Source organism: Leucogemmata humicola (genome assembly GCF_055379415.1).
Genome location: NZ_AP040875.1, coordinates 1,128,399 through 1,147,941, shown reverse-complemented (window position 1 = coordinate 1,147,941; position 19,543 = coordinate 1,128,399). Strand labels below are relative to the sequence as shown.

Sequence of the window (19,543 nt, the reverse complement as noted above, 5' to 3'; positions counted from 1 at the left end):
CGCTAGACACTAGAGAGATGGACGAAGGGGGAGCGGCCATGGCCGCTCCCCCTTTCCTTGTTTTCTAGCGCCCAGTGCCTAGCGCCTACGGCCTAGTCCCTTGTTTCTTCCCTGGATCAGCCTTCCACCTCTTCCGCTTTTCGCCAAGTGCGTATCGAGACCATAGCCGTTCACGCTGGCCACGATGTCGATCCGACCACGGCCGCTGTGACACCGCCGATCCACCTTTCCACGACCTTTGCGCGCGAAGCCGACGGGAGCTATCGAGCCGGATTCCTCTACTCGCGCTACCAGAATCCAAATCGCGCCGCACTCGAGCGTTGTCTCGCCGAACTCGAAGGCGGCGCCACGGCCGCAGCGTTCTCGTCGGGCTCCGCCGCAACGATGACGCTCCTGCAAGCGCTCGGGCCTGGCGCACACGTCATTCTTCCGGACGACGCGTACTTCGGCACGACGAAGTTGGCGCGCGACATCTTCGGACCGTGGGGCATGGAGGTGTCGTCTGTCGACATGACGCACATCCACAACGTGAAGGCGGCTATGCGGCCCAACACGAAGCTCGTGTGGCTCGAAACGCCGTCGAACCCGTTGCTGCAAGTCGTCGACATCGCCGCGGTCTCCGAGATCGCGCATCGCGGCGGCGCCATCTGTGCCGTGGACAACACTTGGGGCACGCCGGTGCTGCAGCGACCGCTCGACCTCGGCGCCGACGTCTCCATGCACTCGACTACCAAATACCTCGGCGGCCACAGCGACGTGTTGAGTGGTGCATTGGTCTCGCGCGAGAACAACGACCTTGCTCAGCGCATCAACGCAATTCAGATGTCGGGCGGCGCAGTCGCTGCGCCGTTCGACTGCTGGCTGATCATGCGGGGAATTCGGACGCTGGCGGTGCGAGTACGAACGCAGACGGCGAACGCCAACGCGCTGGCGCAGTTTCTCTCCGTGCATCCAAAGGTCGAAGCGGTACACTATCCGGGGCTGGAATCGCATCCGGCGCACGCCATCGCGAAACGACAGATGTCTGATTTCGGCGGAATGCTGTCAGTGCAAGCCGGCGCGAACCGCGAGGAATCGATGGCCATCGCGAGTCGTCTTCGCCTCTTCACGCAGGCAACGAGTCTCGGCGGCACAGAGAGTCTGGTCGAGCATCGTGCGTCGGTCGAAGGTCCGGGCACGCGCGCGCCGGAGAATCTCCTTCGCGTGTCGGTCGGCCTCGAGCACGTCGAAGATCTGAAGGACGACTTCGACGCGGCCCTGCGCGGCTGATGTCGAAGGCGGTTCTGCTTCTCAGCGGCGGTCTCGATTCGACAACGCTGCTCGCGCACGCACTCCGGGATGGAGTATCGGTGCACGCCATGACCTTTCGGTATGGCCAGCGGCATGTCACCGAGATTGCCGCTGCGCGTCGCGTCGCAGCCGCGTACGGCGTCGCGGACCACGTGATCGTCGACATCGATCTGCGCACGTTTGGCGGCTCGGCGCTCACCAGCAACATCGAAGTCCCCAAGGACCGCGACGTGAATGCCGCGAACCAACACGGCATTCCGATTACCTACGTGCCGGCGCGAAACACCATCTTCCTGTCGTTCGCGTTGGCCTGGGCCGAGGTGCTCGACGCGGGCGACATCTTCATTGGCGTGAACGCGCTCGACTACTCGGGCTATCCGGACTGCCGGCCCGAGTACATCGCTGCGTATGAGCGAATGGCCAACCTCGCGACGCGCGGCGGCGTCGAAGGCACAAACCCGATTCATATTCGCACGCCCCTGATCGACCTGACCAAGGCCGAGATCATCCGCCACGGCGTGGAGCTGGGGGTGGATTATTCGATCACCCAGAGCTGCTATGATCCCGACGCCTCTGGCGCGGCCTGCGGCCATTGCGACGCCTGCCAGCTACGCCTGCGTGGCTTCGCTGAGGCCGGGTTGGTCGATCCCGCACCGTACGTGGTCCGGTAGCGATATTAGGCGGGATGTACACCGTCAAAGAGATCTTCTACACGCTGCAGGGCGAGGGAGCGAACGCCGGACGTCCGGCGGTATTTTGTCGCTTCTCGGGCTGCAATCTGTGGACGGGCCGTGAGTCGGACCGCGCCTCGGCGATCTGCGATTTCTGCGACACCGACTTCGTGGGCGTCGGCCCGGACGGTGGAAAGTTCGCGACGGCTGAGGCGTTGGCAGACGCGATCGCCTCGCGGTGGCCGGAGTCGGATACGGAAAATCGATTCGTCGTGTGCACCGGGGGCGAGCCGCTCCTTCAGCTCGACGAGGCTGCGATTGATGCGCTGCACGCCCGCGGCTTTGCCGTGGCCGTGGAGACGAACGGGACGCAGGAACCACCGGCCGGCCTCGATTGGATCTGCGTCAGCCCAAAGGCGCGGGCTGAGCTCAAGCTGAAAAGAGGGGATGAACTCAAGCTTGTGTTCCCCCAAGCCGATCTTGATCCAGAGAGCGTACGAGGGCTGGAATTCGGCCATTTCTTCCTCCAGCCGATGGACGGTCCCCGCGCCGCGGAGAATACCCAAGCGGCGATCGAATACTGCCTGGCGCATCCCTGGTGGCGATTGAGTGTCCAGGCGCATAAGGTGCTCAAGATCAGATAGTTAGTGTGATACCAGGCACGGCCGAGTTCGCTATGTTTTTGCATTGTTGACCCCGATCAGTCATGGTCCTAGACTTGTCGGCCAACGTTCGTAATCTTGTGAAGCTGCCATGAACCCAAAGTCATCGACACGCCCACTGCGCCTCGCGATCGTGCTCTGCACGACGGCGGCACTGTGCGCGCCTATGACGTTGGTTGGAGCACAGCAGGCAGCCAAGCCGTTTGCGGCGTTCAGCAATTCGGCGGAGTCCATCCGCGATTCAGTCGTCCAGATGGCTCGGGCGCAGATCGGCAAGCGCTATCGCACCGGCGGTCAGACGCCTGAGAAGGGCTTTGACTGCAGCGGTTTGGTCAGCTACATCATGCAGGCGCTCAACCTTCAGGTGCCGCGCACGGCCAAGCAGCAGGCCAAGCAGGGCCTGGCGGTTACGAAGGACACGAGCCGTCTCCTCCCGGGCGATCTGCTCACCTTCGGCAAGACCAAGAAGAGCGCGATCAGCCACATCGGCATCTATGTCGGCGACGGACGGTACGTCCATGCCAGCAGCGTTGCCGGTAAGGTGATCGAGAGCGCGATCGACCGTCCGTACTCGCCGCTCATCAAGGGTTGGCGCGGCGCGCGACGAATCGTCGCCACCGGAGATAGTCTTCCGGCGCTGATGGTCATCTCGGCTCCGCCGGGCAAGACCAACCACTAGCGTTCCGCTGTTTTGAATGGATTCGGCGACCTCGCGGTCGCCTTTTTTGCGTCCGCTACGGGCGTTTTCGCTTTCCTAAAATGCCGATCGAGTCGACACGCACTCCGGTAGCCGGAAAATCGAGAGCACTCAGCGAGTCGATCAACTTCCACGCGCGCTTGCTGGAATCGGGCAGCAGAACACCTGGCCACAGCTGCATCGTCGGACGGAGCTCGGCCGACGCAACGTGGCGGACGGAGTCGATCGCCGCGCATGCGACGACGCCGCGATTCGTCGGCTCCCGGAGCTTGAACGGGCCGTACGTCAGCAAATTGCCCAGCGAGTACAGCGCGAGACGATCGCCACGCCACTCGGCGGCGCGAAGGACATGCGGACCGTGACCGATCACGATCGTTGCGCCGCCACGAAACGCGGCGTCAGCAAAGCCGACTGGATTGCCGCGATTGATCGTCTTTAGAAAACGCTCACTGGCATTTCGTGTACGCTGCGCGTCGACGCCTTCGGCACCGAGGTGCATGGTCACGACGACGACACCATACTGCTCCGCGGCGCGCGCGACGTGCCGGCGAACGGCCGCGAGGTCACGGGCGTCAGGAGCAGTCGTGTCGGTGTAGAAGCCAAGGACGCCGATGGTGTCGCCGGTGGCGAGTGCGACGGGCGTAGCGAGTGTGTCGTCGCCAGTGACGCGAATGCCTGCGGCCCGCAGATACGCGACTGTGCTGTCGCGGCCCGCATCGCCGGCATCGCGCGAGTGATTGTTGGCGATATTGCCTACGACCGCGACGCTGCTGTCGACGAGACGCCGAAGTGCCCCCGCTGTCGCGCGCGGCTGGCGAAAGGCAAAGCAGCTCGTCGACCGCGGACCGCATTTGCGCGGCGCAGGTCCGGCGCCGATCGCGCCTTCGACATTGAGCAGCAGCACATCGGCGCCCTGCACGAACGGCTTGAGTGTTTGCGCGAGACTATCTGGATCGGAGCGAAGGCCGAAGCGCTTGCGAAGCGTGTCGGCAGCGAACTTCGCCCACGTCTGGTCCAGATTGGTGCCGAGCGTGACGTCGCCGCCGGCACAGATGCGAAAGGGCGCCGACAGCGGTCGCGGTCGATGCGACGCACTGTCGGCGGTTCGACGATCGGCTTGTGCGCCAGCGAGCGCCGGCACGCTCAGGAGCGCGACCAGCGTCACGCTCCGTGAGCATATTCTCATGGACGAAATACGAACACCTGCCCGCGCTCGCTCATGGCCCAGCATGCGTTGGCGTTGACGATCGCCGATTGGCCGGAGACCACCTGCCCTCCAGTCATGCTGTTCAAGGGTTGTGACACGATCTGTTGGCCGGCGATGGGCGGATTGTATGGCGCTGGTTGCGTGACGACGACCGGCGGCTGAACCACCGACGGCTGGACGACCGCAGGTTGCGCGGGCGCCGGCAGCACGCTGGTGACGAAGGCAGTGCCCGACCCGCAACCGCGAACCACCTGCTCGAAGCCACGACCGAAATCGGCAAAGACTCGCCCGTCGGACAGCGCGACGACTGGAACGTTGGCCAGGTATGAACCGGGCGGAACGTAGAACACGCCGTTATTGGGAACGACGACGGCCGTTGGCGGCGGGGCGACGGCGACTGCCCGTGGAGCGGCCGCGCCCGTCGTTGGCGCTGGCTTGTGAACGGTTTGGGCCGCCGCACTTCCGGCGACCGAGAACATCAATACTGCGATGGCGCCTTTCAGGTTTGCACGCATGGAACCCTCCCGTACGAATACAAACTTTGAGCCCGGGGCCTGACTGCACGGCTTCGGCTGACCCCGAGTCAACCTATTTCGCTCTGCCGTTGTCTCATAGAGTCTGAAACCTCGGGGATGCTGCGCCCGTCAGGACTGTTCGATTGTGGGACACTCAATCCCACAGTCGAGCAAAGCCCTCCGAGATCAGACCTTCGTGAAGCACCGTAACTCATTGATTCAACGTGCGTTAATCGATGACTGCGTTCGGCATGGTCCTTCCTAAAGCACCTCGTCGTCACTAGGTCCTCGCCCCCCGCCCATCCCCGCACGAGACGTCACTGTGGACATCAAGCGCGATCCGCCGAAAAAGACCAAGAGATATATCGGTATAGCCGTGGGAGTCCTCGGCGTTATCGTCATATCGGCATTCATCACGAGACTGCAGCCCGCCGCACCACCGGTGGAACGCGGCACGCTCTGGTTCGACACGGTCAAACGCGGGTCGATGAGCCGAGACGTCAATGCACCTGGGACGCTCGAGCCGGAATACGTTCGCAACATCACGGCGCTGACCAGCGGTCGCGTCGAAGAGCTGCCAGTGCGGCCCGGCGTCACGGTGACTTCGAGTACGGTCCTCGTGGTGATGGATAACCCCGACGTGAACCTCACGCTGCTTCAGGACCAGCAGCAGCTCAACCAGGCCTACGCGAACCTCGCGAGCCTCAAGACCAACCTGCACCAGCAGCTGCTGAGCCAGGAAGGCAGCGTTGCCTCGGTTCGCACGCAGTACAACAACTCCGTTCGATTGGCTGCGGTGCAGGACTCGCTGGCCATGAGAAAGTTGTCGTCGACGAATGACGTCGCGCTCGCTCGGGACAATGTCACCGAGTTCAAGCAGCGCCTCGATATCGAACAGAAGCGCCTCGTCGACATGCAGGAGGCGGAGAAGGCGCAGATCCAGCTGAACGAACAGCAGATCGACGGCCTCAAGCGCATCCTCGCCGATCAGCAGAATCGTGTCGCTTCAATGCGTGTGCGGTCGCCCGAGTCGGGTCAGCTTCAGGCGCTCGGCAACCCGCCGCTCGAGCTCGGTCAGTACGTCAACGCGGGCATGCTGCTGGCCCGTGTTGTTCAGCCCGGCAAACTCAAAGCGGTTTTGCGGGTACCAGAAAATCTCGCCAAGGACGTCGTGCCCGGACTCTCGGCCACGATCGACCTTCACAACAACACGATCGTGAAAGGCCGCGTCCTGCGGACAGATCCGTCATCGGTTCAGGGCACGGTCACGGTCGAAGTCACCATTCTCGATCCGCTTCCGCCGGGCACGCGCGACGCACTCGCCGTGGACGGCACGATTCAGATCGAAAAGCTCAACGACGTGATGTACATCGGCCGCCCTGGCTTTGGTCAGGCAGAAAGCTCGGTGGGCATCTTCAAAGTCACGAAGAACAAGGGTGAGGCCAGCCGCGTGAACGTCCTACTCGGCCGCGCCTCAGTGAACCTCATCGAAGTAAAGGGTGGCCTGCAGGTCGGCGACAGCGTGATCATCTCCGACATGTCGCAGTTCGACGCCACCAATCGCGTTCGCATCAAGTAGTCAGTCTTTCCCCGTTACCAACCCCAGCCCAGAGCCCCCCATGGCCACCGAGTCAACGTCCTCGTCGCCGGCTGCATTCTCCGCAAATACGGGGAACCAGCCGCTGATCCGACTGTCCGGGATCAAGAAGGTCTTCTACACCGACGAGGTGGAGACCCACGCGCTTCAGGACATCCACGTTGAAGTCCAACCCGGCGAATATGTCGCCATGGAAGGACCGTCTGGCTGCGGCAAGACGACGCTTCTGTCGATTCTCGGATTGCTCGACACGCCGTCCGACGGCGAGTACACGCTCGCCGGCGAGCCCGTCGCGCAGCTCACGCCGTCGCAGCGCGCCCGCATCCGAAACCGTCAGATCGGTTTCATCTTCCAGGCGTTCAACCTCATCGGCGACCTCACGGTTTACGAGAACGTTGAACTTCCGCTCACGTACCGCGGCATGTCGGCGGCCGAGCGTAAGCAGCGCGTCACCGATGCGCTCGAGCGCGTGGGCATGAGCCACCGCATGAAGCACTATCCTGCGCAGCTCTCCGGCGGTCAGCAGCAGCGTGTCGCAGTGGCTCGCGCAGTCGCTGGCGATCCGCTGATCCTCCTCGCTGACGAACCGACGGGTAACCTCGATTCGACGAACGGCGAAGCCGTAATGGAACTACTCCGCGAGCTGCACCGCGGTGGTGCCACGATCTGCATGGTCACGCACGATCCGCGCTACGCCGCACACGCCGATCGTTCGATCCATCTCTTCGACGGCCGTGTCGTGGAAGAGCGCCGCGCCGAAAAGGCCTCGGTCTAAGGCTGGTCGAGGGAAGTGAGGAAGCGGGAAGCGTACGCACGCTTCCCGCTTCGTTTTCTACGTGTCCCGCGTCCCGCCAGTAACCGGGGCGGCCACGCGCCGTTACCTTGAGAGTCACCTATGTCATTCTTTTCCGCGCAACCCAAGCCGCCGCTTCGCGACGCCGTCCCGGCGCCGATCGTCGGGCCGCTCATCTCGATGCGCAACATCGAGAAAGTGTTCGAAACGGCAGCCGGCCGGTCGTTCGTGCTACGTCGCATCAGTGGCGACATCCAGCCGGGTGAATTCGTTTCGATCATGGGTCCGTCGGGCGCCGGCAAGTCGACGCTCCTCGCCATCCTTGGCATGCTCGACAGCGTGTGGACGGGCGAGTTCTACTTCGTCGGCCACCCGGTGCACGCAATGTCGCACAAGCAGCGCGTTGCCCTGAACAAGGAGCACATCGGGTTCGTCTTCCAGCAGTACCACCTGATCGACGATCTTACGGTGGCGGAGAATCTCGACATTCCGCTGTCGTACCGAAACGTGAAGAAGTCAGAGCGCGAGGCGATCGTGGCCGACACGCTCGATCGATTCGGGATGGTCGGCAAGAAGGATCTCTATCCCCGACAGCTTTCCGGCGGCCAACAACAGCTGGTCGGTGTCGCCAGAGCGGTCATTGCCAAGCCAAAGCTGATTCTCGCCGACGAGCCCACGGGCAACCTGCACTCGAGTCAGGGCCGCGAGATCATGGAGCTGTTCAAGAAGTTGAACACCCAAGGCACGACGATCATTCAGGTAACGCACTCGGAAGAGAACGCGAAGTTCGGCAACCGGATCATCGAGCTGAAGGACGGCTGGATTACGGAATAGGTGCTAGGTGCTAGCTGCTAGAGATTCGGATGACGGGCCGCGCAAATGCGCGGCCCTTTTGCTTGTTCGACTCGCAGTTGTGCGGATGTGGGACGGATGGTCCCACGTTCGGCCATAGGCGAGCGGCAGCCGGTGCTGCACTCCGCGTGAACATGCTGCAGCGCAAACACTTACGGTTACGGCAACGAGGCACGCGTCTTCCTTAAGACCGACGCACCTATTCTCTCCCTCCCCGCGCCCCACCGCCCCATGGATCATCTCCGCCAGGACCTGCGATACGCCGTGCGACAGCTCGCGCGCGCGCCCGGGTTCACGCTAGTCGCCGCACTCACATTGGCAATCGGGATTGGCGCGAACACCGCACTCTTCTCGCTCGCCAATGCGATTCTCGCGCAGCCGCTGCCGGAGATCGGATCACCTGAAGGTCTCGTCTGGGTCACGCCGTTCAGCATCCGAGGCGGACGGGCGCTCGAGATGTCTTATCCCGATTTCCGCGATTACCGCGACTCGACGAAAGTGTTCGCCTCGGCCGCCGCGTACGGGCGAGCGGAATTCTCGATCTCGTCGAGCGGCGAGCCGATCCGCGTGCGTGGCGCTCTCGCAAGCGCCGATTACTTCCGCACTCTCCAAGTGCGGATGGCGCTCGGACGAGGCTTCGTTGCCGACGACGATCGGGTGGGCGTCCAGAATCCGGTTGCCGTCATCAGCTACCACCTTTGGCAGGAGCGATTCGGTGGCGCACAGACTGCCGTTGGCGCACGACTCGTCGTCGACGGACGACCGTTTACGATCGTCGGCGTCACTCCGGAACGCTTCAATGGCCCTGACCATTCCGAGCGACGCGACGTCTGGGTGCCAATCTCGCTCGCGGGAACCGCGCTGCCCGGTTTCGACAGCTTGCTCACGAGTCGCACCGAATGGTGGCTCGAAGGTGTGGCACGACTCGCACCGGGCGTCTCGCTAGAACGAGCGAATACCGCGGTCGCCACGATTGCCGCGCGCACGGCACTGGCGGATTCGGCTGAACATGGCGACGTGACCGCACGCGTCACCGCCGTCCACAGCGGGCTCGGTCCGAGCCAGGGCCGTGACATATACAGCGTCGCGACGCTTGCCGCGGCAGTTACCCTGCTGGTCCTTCTCATCGCCTGCGCCAACGTCAGCAACCTGCTGTTGGGTCGTGCCGTTGCGCGTCGACGCGAGATCGCCGTTCGACTATCCCTAGGCGCCGCACGGCGGCGCATCGTGCGACAGCTCCTGACCGAGAGCGTCTTGTTGGCCGGCCTCGGCAGTTTACTCGGGTTCGTCATAGCGACGTGGGCCACGGACGTGGTCGCGTCGATCATTCCTGGTCCGATCGACCTATCGATGAACGCGCGCGTGCTCTGGTTCACCGCATCGGCCGCCGGTCTTACCGGCATCGGGTTCGGCGTCGTGCCAGCACTGCATGCGACGCGCGGCGACGTGACTGCCGCGCTCAAGGGTGCGACCGTCGGCTTCGACCGTACGCGCGCTCGCCTGCAGCGTGGGTTCGTTGTCGCGCAAATCTCGCTGAGCCTCGTCCTCCTGATCACTGCCGGCATGTTCCTCGGCGCGTTGTACAAAGCGAGTCGCGTCGACGTGCATTTCGACGCGACCGATCGAGTCCTCGCCGCGTCGTTCGATCTCGGCGTGCAAGGCTATTCCCCGGAACGCGCGAGCACATTCGTCGATCAGCTGCGCGACCGCGCGGCGGCGCTGCCTGGCGTTGAAGCCGTCACGTTCACAAACCAAGTCCCGATGGGCGAGCGCCACATCAGCGGTTTCATCACGATCGAGAACGACCCGACTGCAACGCAGCGACTCGGGGAACAGCGCGGACGGGAGGCCTACGAGAGCGCGATTCGCCCGAACTACTTCCGGGCGATCGGGGTTCCATTGGCGCGCGGGCGAGATTTCGCTAGCGATGACCGCGCGGGATCGGATCCTGTCACGATCGTCAGCGAAGATTTTTCGCGCGCAGCGTGGCCCGACGGCGACGCGATCGGGAAGCGTGTGAGCACGAACGGCGCGAACGGTCCGTTTTTGACCGTCGTCGGCGTCGCGCGTGAAGCGCTGACGATGGGTCTCTCAGAGCGGCATCGCCCGGTCATTTACGTGCCGCAGGCGCAGCGCCCACGCACGATGGATCTCACAATCCTCGTGCGCCGAACAACGGACGCAACGCAACTCGCGCCAGAACTGCGGCGAATCATTCGCGAGCTCGATCGAGACTTGCCTGTGTTCGATGTCCAAACACTCGCCAAGTATCGCGTCGATCGCGGTAGTGAGTCACGCTTCGGCTCGACACTACTCGCGGTCTTTGGTGGACTCGCACTACTGCTGGCGACGATCGGAGTCTATGCCGTCATGGCGTTCACGGTGAACCAACGGACGCGCGAAATCGGACTACGCGTCGCGCTGGGCGCGGCGCAGGGACAGATCCTGCGCCTCTTCGTCGGCGAAGCCGTTCGACTGGCCGTCATCGGACTTGGCGTTGGTATCGCGCTATCGCTTGGCGTCGCCAAGCTGCTTTCATCGACGTTTCTTGGCCTCCGCGTGAGCGACGCCATTCCCTTCGCCGCCGGCGCGTGCGTGCTCGCGATCGCGGCAACCGCCGCGAGTTGGATCCCTGCTCGTCGTGCCGCGCGCGTGAATCCGATGGTCGCGCTACGCACTGAATAGCCAGGAAGACGGTTCGAGGTTTGAAGCCCAGAGCCCTCGGGCCAACTATCCTCGACCCTGTAAAGGCGTAGCTTTCTCATCGATGAAAGCCGACAACAACCAGCCACACATTCTCGTCGCCGACGATCAGGCGGACGTACTCGAAGCACTTCGGCTACTGCTGAAGGGCAATGGCTTCGACGTCGACACCGTCAACTCGCCTGCCGCCGCGCTCGCCGCACTCGAGCGACGCGACTACGATGCGATGCTGCTGGACATGAACTACACGCGCGACACGACGTCCGGCAAAGAAGGGCTCGACCTGCTGCTCACGCTGCAGACGCTCGAACCAAACCTGCCCGTCGTCGTGATGACGGCGTGGGGCACCATCGACAACGCCGTCGAGGCGATGCGTCGCGGCGCGCGCGACTACGTCGAAAAGCCGTGGGATAACACGCGTCTCGTTTCCATTCTGGCAACCCAGGTCGAGCTCGGCCGCGCGCTTCGTCGCACGCAACGACTGGAAACGGAGAACAAGCTCCTGCGCCGCGATCATCTGCCTCAGATGATCGCCGAGTCGCCGAAGATGAAGCCGATTCTGCAGCTCATGGAGCGCGTGGGCCCGTCCGACGCCAATGTGCTCATCACCGGTGAGCACGGCACGGGCAAGGAACTCGTCGCACAGTGGCTGCACGCGTCTTCACCGAGAAACGTTCGATCGTTCATCGCCGTGAATATGGGTGGCCTCTCCGAAGGATTGTTCGAGAGCGAGCTATTCGGTCACGTGAAGGGATCGTTCACCGACGCGAAGACGGATCGCGTCGGCCGGTTCGAATTGGCGGACGCAGGCACTCTCTTTCTCGACGAGATCGGCACGGTGCCGCTGGCGCTGCAATCCAAGCTCCTTCGCGTGCTTCAGACCGGCGACGTCGAGCGCGTCGGATCGTCCAAGGCTCGGCACGTCGACGTGCGTGTGATCTCAGCGACGAACGCCAACCTGCAGCAGGAAGTCGGTGAGGGGCGGTTTCGTGAAGACCTGCTCTTTCGCTTGAACACGATCGAGATCCACCTGCCGGCGCTACGTGATAGGCGCGAGGACATTCCGGTGCTGGCCTCGCACTTTTTGCGTCGCCACGCCGTGAGGTATCGAAAGAACCTCAGTGGCTTCGACGCGGCCGCCATGCAGTTGCTCCTCGCGCATCCGTGGCCGGGCAACATTCGCGAACTGGACCACGCTGTTGAACGTGCCGTGCTGCTCGCGCAGGGCGATCAGGTACGTCCGGCGGATCTCGGACTTCGCGCAGTGTCGAGCGCCGCGCCGCGAATGGAAGATCTGCCACTCGAGGGCGTTGAGAAACTTCTCATCCAGAAAGCACTCTCCCGCTACGACGGGAATGTGAGCCGAGCGGCGCAGGCGCTCGGTCTGTCGCGGAGCGCGCTCTATCGGCGCATCGCGTCCTATGGACTCTGACCGCGACGCGCGTCCTCTCACGCCGCCTCGCGGCGAGATGCGCGCTCCGCGTGTGCCACGCGTTCCGAATCACGAACGACTCGTCTTTCGCCTGACGCTGCTGGCGGGTCTGCCCGCCGTGGTCGTGTCGATGGTTCTGCTCTGGCGCGGCGGCTACAGCGGCAAGGTACAATGGACGCTTGGACTCGTCGTGATCGGCGCGTGGTTGGTCACGGCGTTCATCCTTCGTGAGCGCGTCGTGCGGCCGTTGCAGACGCTATCGAACATGCTGGCTGCGCTTCGCGAGGGCGACTATTCCATTCGCGCCCGTGGTGCAGATCGCGACGACGCGCTCGGCCTCGCCTTTCTCGAATCGAATCTGCTCGGTGAAACGCTGCGGACGCAGCGGCTGGGCGCCATGGAAGCGACGGCCCTGCTGCGCACGGTCATGGCAGAGATCGACGTCGCCGTATTCGCCTTCGATGAAGATGATCGCGTGCGACTGGTGAATCGCGCCGGCGAACGTTTGCTCGGTCAGCCGGCTGAACGGTTGCTCGGACGTACGGCGGATCAGGTGGGGCTTGCCGATTCGCTGCAGGGTCCGTCGCCACGAACGATGGACGTGACGTTTGCTGGCGGCGCTGGGCGATGGGAAGTTCGGCGTGGACCATTCCGTCAGGACGGGCGGCGACACACGCTCCTGGTGCTTGCTGACGTCAGCAAGACCCTACGTGAGGAGGAGCTGCAAGCGTGGCAACGTCTCGTTCGCGTGCTGAGCCATGAGATCAACAACTCGCTCGCGCCGATCAAGTCGATTACCGGCAGCCTCACCGCACTGATCGATCGCGAACCACGTCCATCGGATGCGGACGACGATCTGCGTCGAGGGTTGACCGTGATCGGTGGGCGGTCTGAGGCGTTGGTGCGCTTCATGTCGGCGTACGCGCGACTCGCGCGGCTGCCGGCGCCCAATCGTGTGCCGCTCGATGTGGGCACGTGGGTGCACCGCGTGGCGGCGCTCGAAACGCGTATGCCGGTCCGTGTCGAGCCGGGCCCGGTGACGACTGTTCGCGCTGACGGTGACCAGCTCGATCAGCTGCTGATCAATCTGGTGCGCAATGCTGTGGACGCGTCGCTCGAGACGAGCGGCGCCGTGCGGCTTCGGTGGCAGCGACAGAACGGTTCCGTTGCGCTGATGGTCGAAGATGAAGGACCTGGGATCGCGAACAGCGCAAATCTTTTCGTGCCGTTTTTTACGACGAAGCCGCAGGGTTCGGGCATCGGGTTGGTGCTGTGCCGTCAGATCGCCGAGGCGCATGGCGGATCGTTGTCGTTGGAGAATCGCGCCGACCGTCGCGGAGGGATTGCGACGTTGCGGTTGACGGTGGAGGAGTAGGGCGCGGGAGGCGTACGGCGCGAGGCGGGCGGCGTGACGCGCGAGCGCTCTGTTTTATCATTTACTCATTCGCGTTTTCTCTCGCCTCTATTCTAGTAGTTAGCGCCTGATTGAATTCCTCAGCACGTTGCGTTGACGCCGTGACGCGTGCATCAGGTTGCCGTTTTGCTTCGGTTCGTCTCCCCAACAGCCTATCATGCTTTCCGGTGTCGGCGCGTCTCCCGGCACACCGTCTGCCCCGCACGTCATCGCCGCGACGAGGTACGTCGTCCGGAGGGTCAGCAGCATGCTGAGCCTTCGCCCGGTTGTCGTCCGCGGGGGCAAGGCGAGGATGACTTCACAGGGAGAGTTTATGACATTCCGTTTCACACCAAAGACCCTCTTCGGCGCCACGGCCATGCTCGTCGTCGGCGCGGCCGTGGTTTCTGCACAGGACACCAGCAAGACCAAGCCGCGTTCGGATCGACGGATTCCGATTTCGAAGGAAGCTCCAGGCGAAGTCGTGCGCACCGACACCGTGATGATCTATCGCACGGACACGCTGCAGTTGACGACGCGTGTGGTCGATACCGTTCGCATGACTCGTACGCGAGTGGACACGGTGATTCCGCGTCTGCCCAAGTACAGCTATCCGAAGGGTTTCTACGGTGGTCTGGCGGGCGGCTTCAGCACGCCGTCTGGTTCGCTCTACACGCCGAACAGCACGGGCGGCACAGGTCAGCTGCAGTTGGGCTGGCAGAACGCGAAGCAGGCGCTCGGCGCACGCTTCGACGTGAACGGCGCATGGCCGGGACAGGATTCGCGCTTCTCGGCGTTCCAGGGTCAGGCGACGTTGTGGAACTTCAGCCTCGACGGCAAGCTCCAGTGGCCATTCAATTTTGGTGGCACCAAGATGTACACGAAGGATGATCCGTGCGAGCCGAAGACCTCGTACACGCGTGGACCCTTCCATCGTTTCGCGATCTATGGCATCGGTGGCTTTACGTACACGACGTACCACAACCTGCCGCTGCGCATTGATTCGCCGAGTGGTTTCGATAGCGTCACGGTCATCAATGGCAACACCGTCACGGTCATCGATCGCAACAACCCGCTCATCGTCAACAACACGAATCTGAACAACATCGCGTTCTTCGTCCCAGGCGACGACAACTGGCACAGCAAGGGTGGTTGGAATGCTGGCGGCGGCGTGTCGATGCTGTGGGGACATTCGGAACTGTTCCTCGAAGCGCGCGTCCTTGGCTTCAACCCGAGCAATGCCCCGATGGCCCGTCAGGTTCCGGTCGTCTTCGGCATGAACTGGTACTAGACCTCAGGCACTAGGCTGTAGGCACCACGTACGACACTAGCTCCTGTAGGTACTGCTCCACTTGCGAGAATTGTGATGGACTCGCACTCATGATCTTGTGAAGTCGATCACGGACAGCCCCACCTCGCGGCTGCGGCACGAGCCGCGAGGTGCCGATGCGGAAGATCGCAAAGGGTTGGTTGAACGACGGGCTATCCGTGGTCGGTGGGTGCAGCGATGAAGGAATCGAAGTAGCGCACGGACGATGTAACGCACGACCGACGTAGCGAACGAACGAAGTAGCACACGAACGACGTAGCAAAGACACGAGGCGGAAAGGCGCGACGCCACAAACAACGCGCCACTTGGAACTCTCGCCCGGAAGCGGACCCACGAGTCTCGCTACCGAGCTTTGTCGCGTTTACCGTCGCCGCGGCACGGTGCGTGCTTTAGCTCAGTGCGGTGCCGCGACGAAGATCAGGTCGTCCGGCGGGCCAGCACTACAAGCCCCCATCGCCCGGTGTCGCCCACGGGGGCAAACGAGGTTTAAAGGGAGAGTTCGTGATTATGACATTCCGTTTCTCGGCACAGACAATGATTGGCGCAACGGCGATCCTCGCCCTTGGCGCCACCGCGGCCGCAGCACAGGACACGAGCAAGGTCCGGCCGGTCTCCGATCGCCGCATCCCGATTTCCAAGGATGCTCCGGTCACGAAGGAAGCACCGGGTGAAGTCGTGCGCACGGACACGGTCACCGTCTACAAGACGGACACGCTGCAATTCACCACGCGCATCGTCGACACGCTGCGACTGACGAACACCGTCACACGCGTCGACACGGTGATTCCGACGCCGCCGCCGATTCGTTTGCCGAATGGTTTCTACGCCGGTTTGGCCGCGGGATTCAGCTCACCAGCAGGTGCGTTGTACACGCCGAATAGCGCGGGTGGCACGGTGCAGGCGCAACTCGGTTGGCAGAACGCGAAGCAGGTGTTCGGTGTTCGTCTCGATGCGAACGGCACGATGCCTGGACAGGATTCGCGCTTCTCGAATCTTCAGGGTCAGACCAAGCTTGCAAACCTGAGTGCTGACGCGAAGCTCCAGCTCCCGTTCATCAATCACCTGCTCGGCGCGTCGCATCGCTTCTCGCTCTACGGCATCGGTGGCTACACCTACACCATGTACAAGAACCTTCCGATGCGCGTCGATTCGCCTGATGGCAACGAGAACGTCGCAGTCTTCGTCCCCGGTGAGTCGACGTGGCACAACACGAGCGGCTGGAATGCTGGCGGCGGTGCTTCGATGGCCTTCGGTCATAGCGAGCTGTTCGTCGAGTCCCGTGTGCTTGCCTTCAACCCGACCAACGCGCCAATGGCTCGCCAGATCCCCGTTGTCTTCGGCATGAACTGGTACTAGCCCTTGCACCACGAGTTGGTATCGCACGACTAGTATCGCACCATCAACTGCAGGACCCCTACTTAGGCAGCCCGCGCTTCGGCCCGGGCTGCCTTCGTCGTTTGTTCAGTGTTCTCTGCATGGCTCGCTGAAAAATATGAACAGGAACTAAATCGCCACACTTCGTCACACCGCGCGCAAGCACGGCACGAACTCTGCTTTGCTCCGTCCGCGGTGCCGCGACGATTTGCGTCGACCGGGGACCTCGAAGGACCGCATTCGAGTATCCTCGCCCGGTAGTCGTCCTCGGGGGCGTGATGATGGGACGACGTTGAGGGAGGAGACCCATGTTGAAAAATGCTCTGCTGTTCGTTGCTGGCGCGGCGATCTTCGCTCTCGACGCGTCTGCAGCATCCGCGCAAGACACCACGCGCACGCGTCGCCCCACGTCGACACGGCGCATTCCGGTCACGAAAGAGGCACCGGGCGAAGTACAGGTTCGCGTTGACTCGGTGACGGTCTATCGCACCGATACGCTGATGATGCCCGGCAAGACAGACACGATCATCAAGACGAACACGATCACCCGCGTCGACACGGTGATTCCGCCGATTCCGCGTCTGCGGCAGATCGGTGGTTTGTACCTCGGCGTGGCTGCTGGAACGGCGATGCCTGCCGCGGATTTCAACAATTCTGATCATCCGGGTTGGAGAGTCGAAGGACTGCTCGGCGTCGATCCGGTCGGCAGCTGGCTCGGTGGGCGCGCGAACATTGGCTACAGCCAGTACTCGCCGCACAGCTTTGCGAACAGCTTCCTCGATGACGCCAAGGTCTTCACGGTCGGCCTGGATGCCAAGATTCGCGTTCCGGCGATCACCCCGTTTGCGAAGCGCGTTCAGTTCTACGGCATCGCCGGCGGTTCATGGAATCACTTCAAGAACATTCTCGAGAACGATCACGGCGTGCTGACGATCGGCGATGGCGGCACGGTGAACGGTCAGTTCCTCACCGTCGACAGCGATTGGCACAGCGGTTGGGGCTGGAACGCAGGCGGCGGTGTTGAAATGGGCTGGGGCATCACGAACATCTTCGTCGAGTCCCGCTTTACCCGCTTCAACGGCGTGAACACGAACATCTCGCACGTTCCGCTCGTCGTCGGAATCAGCTGGTTCTAGACCGACTGGACCGTAGCAAGTCGTCAAGGGCAGGCCGGAGTTCTCCGGCCTGCCTTTTTTGTGGTCCTTGGTGCACGTTACGAGAGTCGCGTTCCGCAGGAACGCCATTTTCGCGTCGAGGATTCGCGCGATCGTGCGACGAGCGGCATGCCATCTGCCACTGATCGCACCGCGGACCGGTCCTCGTCGAGGCGGTATGAGAGCCATGAGTCGACGAAGCAACGACCCTTCCAGACACTCCGAACGCGGAGTGCCGAACGTTCAGCCGATCCCCGCGCACACGACAGTGGAGCGCGTGGAACGGTTTTGGCGTATGAACCGGGTACAGCGCTCAAACGACGGTCATCCCAGCGCTCTCCAGCTACAGCCGATCATGCGCAGCATTCACCTCAACCAACTTCTCGGAACGATCGGAGCGGCGGCGACGATTCTCGCCGCGCCATCACACGCCGACGCTCAGCGTTCACGCGCCGGGCAGAGCGATCTCAACTCGCGATACGGTGTCTCGGCCGCTAGCCCAGAGGCAGCCGCCGATTCAGACGACAATAGCCGTGTCGAATATCGCTTCAAATCACGAGCGGACAGCCTCTCGTGGGAACGCAGCCGCGCCACCGCCGCTCGCAGCGACGGATTCAGGCTCGTCGTGTCTCTCAAAGACCGACACCTGTGGGCGATCATCGGGGCCGACACGGTCCTGAGCGCGCCGGCCGCGGTCGCCAAGGGCACCACGCTCGAGTACGGTAATTCCGAGTGGAAGTTCGAAACACCGCGCGGTGTCCGCACGGTGCTCAGCAAAGAATCCGACCCGATCTGGCAGCCGCCCGAGTGGCTGTACGCCGAGACCGCCGTTGAAAACGGCCTTCGCCTCGGGCACATCTATCCGGGCAAGCCGATCAAGCTCGATGACGGCCGCATCCTCACGGTTCGCGACGGCGTCGTTGGCGTGATCGAAGACGGTCAGTTCGACGCAATGCCGACCGATGAGCACATCGTGTTCGACAAAACGCTCTACGTGCCGCCAATGGGCACCAAGAACCGCAAGGTCGAGGGCGAGCTCGGCAAGTATCGTCTGAACATGGGCGACGGCTTCCTCCTGCACGGCACGCCGTACAAGGAATCGATCGGCATGGCCGCGACGCACGGATGCGTGCGCCTGCGCGACGAGGACATCGAGTGGCTATACGACCACGTGCCCGTTGGGACGAAGGTATACATCTACTAACGGCGCCGAAAATCAAAGAACCCCCGTGCTTCGCCGCACGGGGGTTCTTCTTTTCGGGGCCGCTCCGCTCGCGGACGCCCGCTCCGCTCGGCCTGCGCCGATAGTTTAGCGAAGTAGCGTCATGAGTGCGTCAGGTGGCTTTACTGTTTCGTGATCTGACCGCGAATTTCGCCGCCGGTGTTCTGCGTCGTATGAATGTTCGCATACGTCAGCCCGGCAAACAGAAGCTTCTTGAGAGAATCCCCATTGATCGCGTTGGTGATCGCCGTCGCGGCCGTGAGCACGACCGAGCCGTGGGCCGTTCCCGCTGTCACGCCGGTCGTGAACGTCGCGCCCGCTAGGCTTTGGAAGTTGATCGCCGGGCTGGCGTTGACGCCGGCGGCGGCAGGCGCGTGAACATGACCGAGGGTCACATTCGTCGTGAGGCCGGTGAAGGTGACGTCGTAGGTGAACACGTTCGTCGACGTGTCGAGCGTCGCGACAAACGTACCTGAGCCCGTCGAGGCGTTGGCGGGCACTTCGTTAGTTCCGACCATCGTTGCCTTGAACGTGACGATCTTCGAAACGACGGGCGCCGTCGTCTTGTCGCTACCGCAGGCCGTCAAGCCGACGATGGCTGCGGCAATCGAGAGTACTGCAATGCGTTTCTGCATCGTGGGCTTTCTCCGT

17 protein-coding genes are annotated in these 19,543 nt (G+C 62.9%); 14 read left to right on the top strand and 3 right to left on the bottom strand.

The genetic code is table 11. The features are described 5' to 3' along the window. Positions 1-147 precede the first annotated feature (147 nt). From AC6H4Z_RS04785 to AC6H4Z_RS04770, 4 genes are all read left to right on the top strand, one after another. Positions 148-1,269, top strand: a complete 1,122-nt coding sequence (locus AC6H4Z_RS04785) for a trans-sulfuration enzyme family protein (protein WP_497545592.1) — start codon at positions 148-150, stop codon at positions 1,267-1,269. Further along, positions 1,269-1,961 carry a 7-cyano-7-deazaguanine synthase QueC gene (gene queC / locus AC6H4Z_RS04780; protein ID WP_497545591.1) on the top strand — a complete coding sequence of 231 codons (693 nt, stop codon included), beginning with the start codon at positions 1,269-1,271 and terminating at the stop codon, positions 1,959-1,961. Before AC6H4Z_RS04785 ends, queC begins: the two co-directional genes overlap by 1 nt. 14 nt (positions 1,962-1,975) lie before the next feature. Continuing rightward, a complete protein-coding gene (gene queE, locus AC6H4Z_RS04775) occupies positions 1,976-2,605 on the top strand; it encodes a 7-carboxy-7-deazaguanine synthase (RefSeq protein WP_497545590.1) in 630 nt (209 codons plus the stop codon). A 109-nt stretch (positions 2,606-2,714) separates the two neighbouring features. Then, positions 2,715-3,302, top strand: coding sequence for a C40 family peptidase (locus tag AC6H4Z_RS04770; protein ID WP_497545589.1), 588 nt, complete (start codon positions 2,715-2,717; stop codon positions 3,300-3,302). Positions 3,303-3,357: 55 nt separating this feature from the next. On the opposite strand, the gene AC6H4Z_RS04765 is transcribed toward AC6H4Z_RS04770, so the two are convergent. After that, on the bottom strand, positions 3,358-4,506 hold the full coding sequence (locus AC6H4Z_RS04765; RefSeq protein ID WP_497545588.1) for a CapA family protein: 1,149 nt from the start codon (positions 4,504-4,506) through the stop codon (positions 3,358-3,360). Next, positions 4,503-5,042: a hypothetical protein gene (locus AC6H4Z_RS04760; protein WP_497545587.1), complete on the bottom strand. Its 540-nt coding sequence runs from the start codon at positions 5,040-5,042 to the stop codon at positions 4,503-4,505. The genes AC6H4Z_RS04765 and AC6H4Z_RS04760 overlap by 4 nt, the downstream gene beginning before the upstream one ends. Before the next feature lie 322 nt (positions 5,043-5,364). On the opposite strand from AC6H4Z_RS04760, the gene AC6H4Z_RS04755 reads away from it, so the two are divergent. The 10 genes from AC6H4Z_RS04755 (at position 5,365) to AC6H4Z_RS04710 (ending at position 18,874) form a co-directional block, all read left to right on the top strand. Next, on the top strand, positions 5,365-6,621 hold the full coding sequence (locus AC6H4Z_RS04755; RefSeq protein ID WP_497545586.1) for an efflux RND transporter periplasmic adaptor subunit: 1,257 nt from the start codon (positions 5,365-5,367) through the stop codon (positions 6,619-6,621). A gap of 40 nt (positions 6,622-6,661) precedes the next feature. Further along, positions 6,662-7,414, top strand: a complete 753-nt coding sequence (locus AC6H4Z_RS04750) for an ABC transporter ATP-binding protein (protein ID WP_497545585.1) — start codon at positions 6,662-6,664, stop codon at positions 7,412-7,414. A 177-nt stretch (positions 7,415-7,591) separates the two neighbouring features. Next, positions 7,592-8,266, top strand: a complete 675-nt coding sequence (locus tag AC6H4Z_RS04745; protein ID WP_497547017.1) for an ABC transporter ATP-binding protein — start codon at positions 7,592-7,594, stop codon at positions 8,264-8,266. 249 nt (positions 8,267-8,515) lie between these two features. Continuing rightward, the gene (locus AC6H4Z_RS04740) at positions 8,516-10,969 is read left to right on the top strand and encodes an ABC transporter permease (RefSeq protein ID WP_497545584.1); all 2,454 of its coding nucleotides are present in this window, start codon (positions 8,516-8,518) and stop codon (positions 10,967-10,969) included. Between the two features lie 82 nt (positions 10,970-11,051). Further along, complete coding sequence (locus AC6H4Z_RS04735) at positions 11,052-12,419, top strand: sigma-54-dependent transcriptional regulator (RefSeq protein ID WP_497545583.1); 1,368 nt, start codon at positions 11,052-11,054, stop codon at positions 12,417-12,419. A 37-nt stretch (positions 12,420-12,456) separates the two neighbouring features. Beyond that, on the top strand, positions 12,457-13,794 hold the full coding sequence (locus AC6H4Z_RS04730; protein WP_497547016.1) for a sensor histidine kinase: 1,338 nt from the start codon (positions 12,457-12,459) through the stop codon (positions 13,792-13,794). A gap of 352 nt (positions 13,795-14,146) precedes the next feature. Further along, the gene (locus AC6H4Z_RS04725) at positions 14,147-15,103 is read left to right on the top strand and encodes a hypothetical protein (RefSeq protein ID WP_497545582.1); all 957 of its coding nucleotides are present in this window, start codon (positions 14,147-14,149) and stop codon (positions 15,101-15,103) included. A gap of 540 nt (positions 15,104-15,643) precedes the next feature. Beyond that, the gene (locus tag AC6H4Z_RS04720; RefSeq protein ID WP_497545581.1) at positions 15,644-16,498 is read left to right on the top strand and encodes an outer membrane protein; all 855 of its coding nucleotides are present in this window, start codon (positions 15,644-15,646) and stop codon (positions 16,496-16,498) included. Positions 16,499-16,824: 326 nt separating this feature from the next. Then, on the top strand, positions 16,825-17,652 hold the full coding sequence (locus AC6H4Z_RS04715) for a putative outer membrane beta-barrel protein (RefSeq protein ID WP_497545580.1): 828 nt from the start codon (positions 16,825-16,827) through the stop codon (positions 17,650-17,652). A 373-nt stretch (positions 17,653-18,025) separates the two neighbouring features. Then, on the top strand, positions 18,026-18,874 hold the full coding sequence (locus tag AC6H4Z_RS04710) for a L,D-transpeptidase (RefSeq protein WP_497545579.1): 849 nt from the start codon (positions 18,026-18,028) through the stop codon (positions 18,872-18,874). 140 nt (positions 18,875-19,014) lie between these two features. On the opposite strand, the gene AC6H4Z_RS04705 is transcribed toward AC6H4Z_RS04710, so the two are convergent. Next, a complete protein-coding gene (locus AC6H4Z_RS04705) occupies positions 19,015-19,527 on the bottom strand; it encodes a CHRD domain-containing protein (RefSeq protein WP_497545578.1) in 513 nt (170 codons plus the stop codon). Positions 19,528-19,543 lie beyond the last annotated feature (16 nt).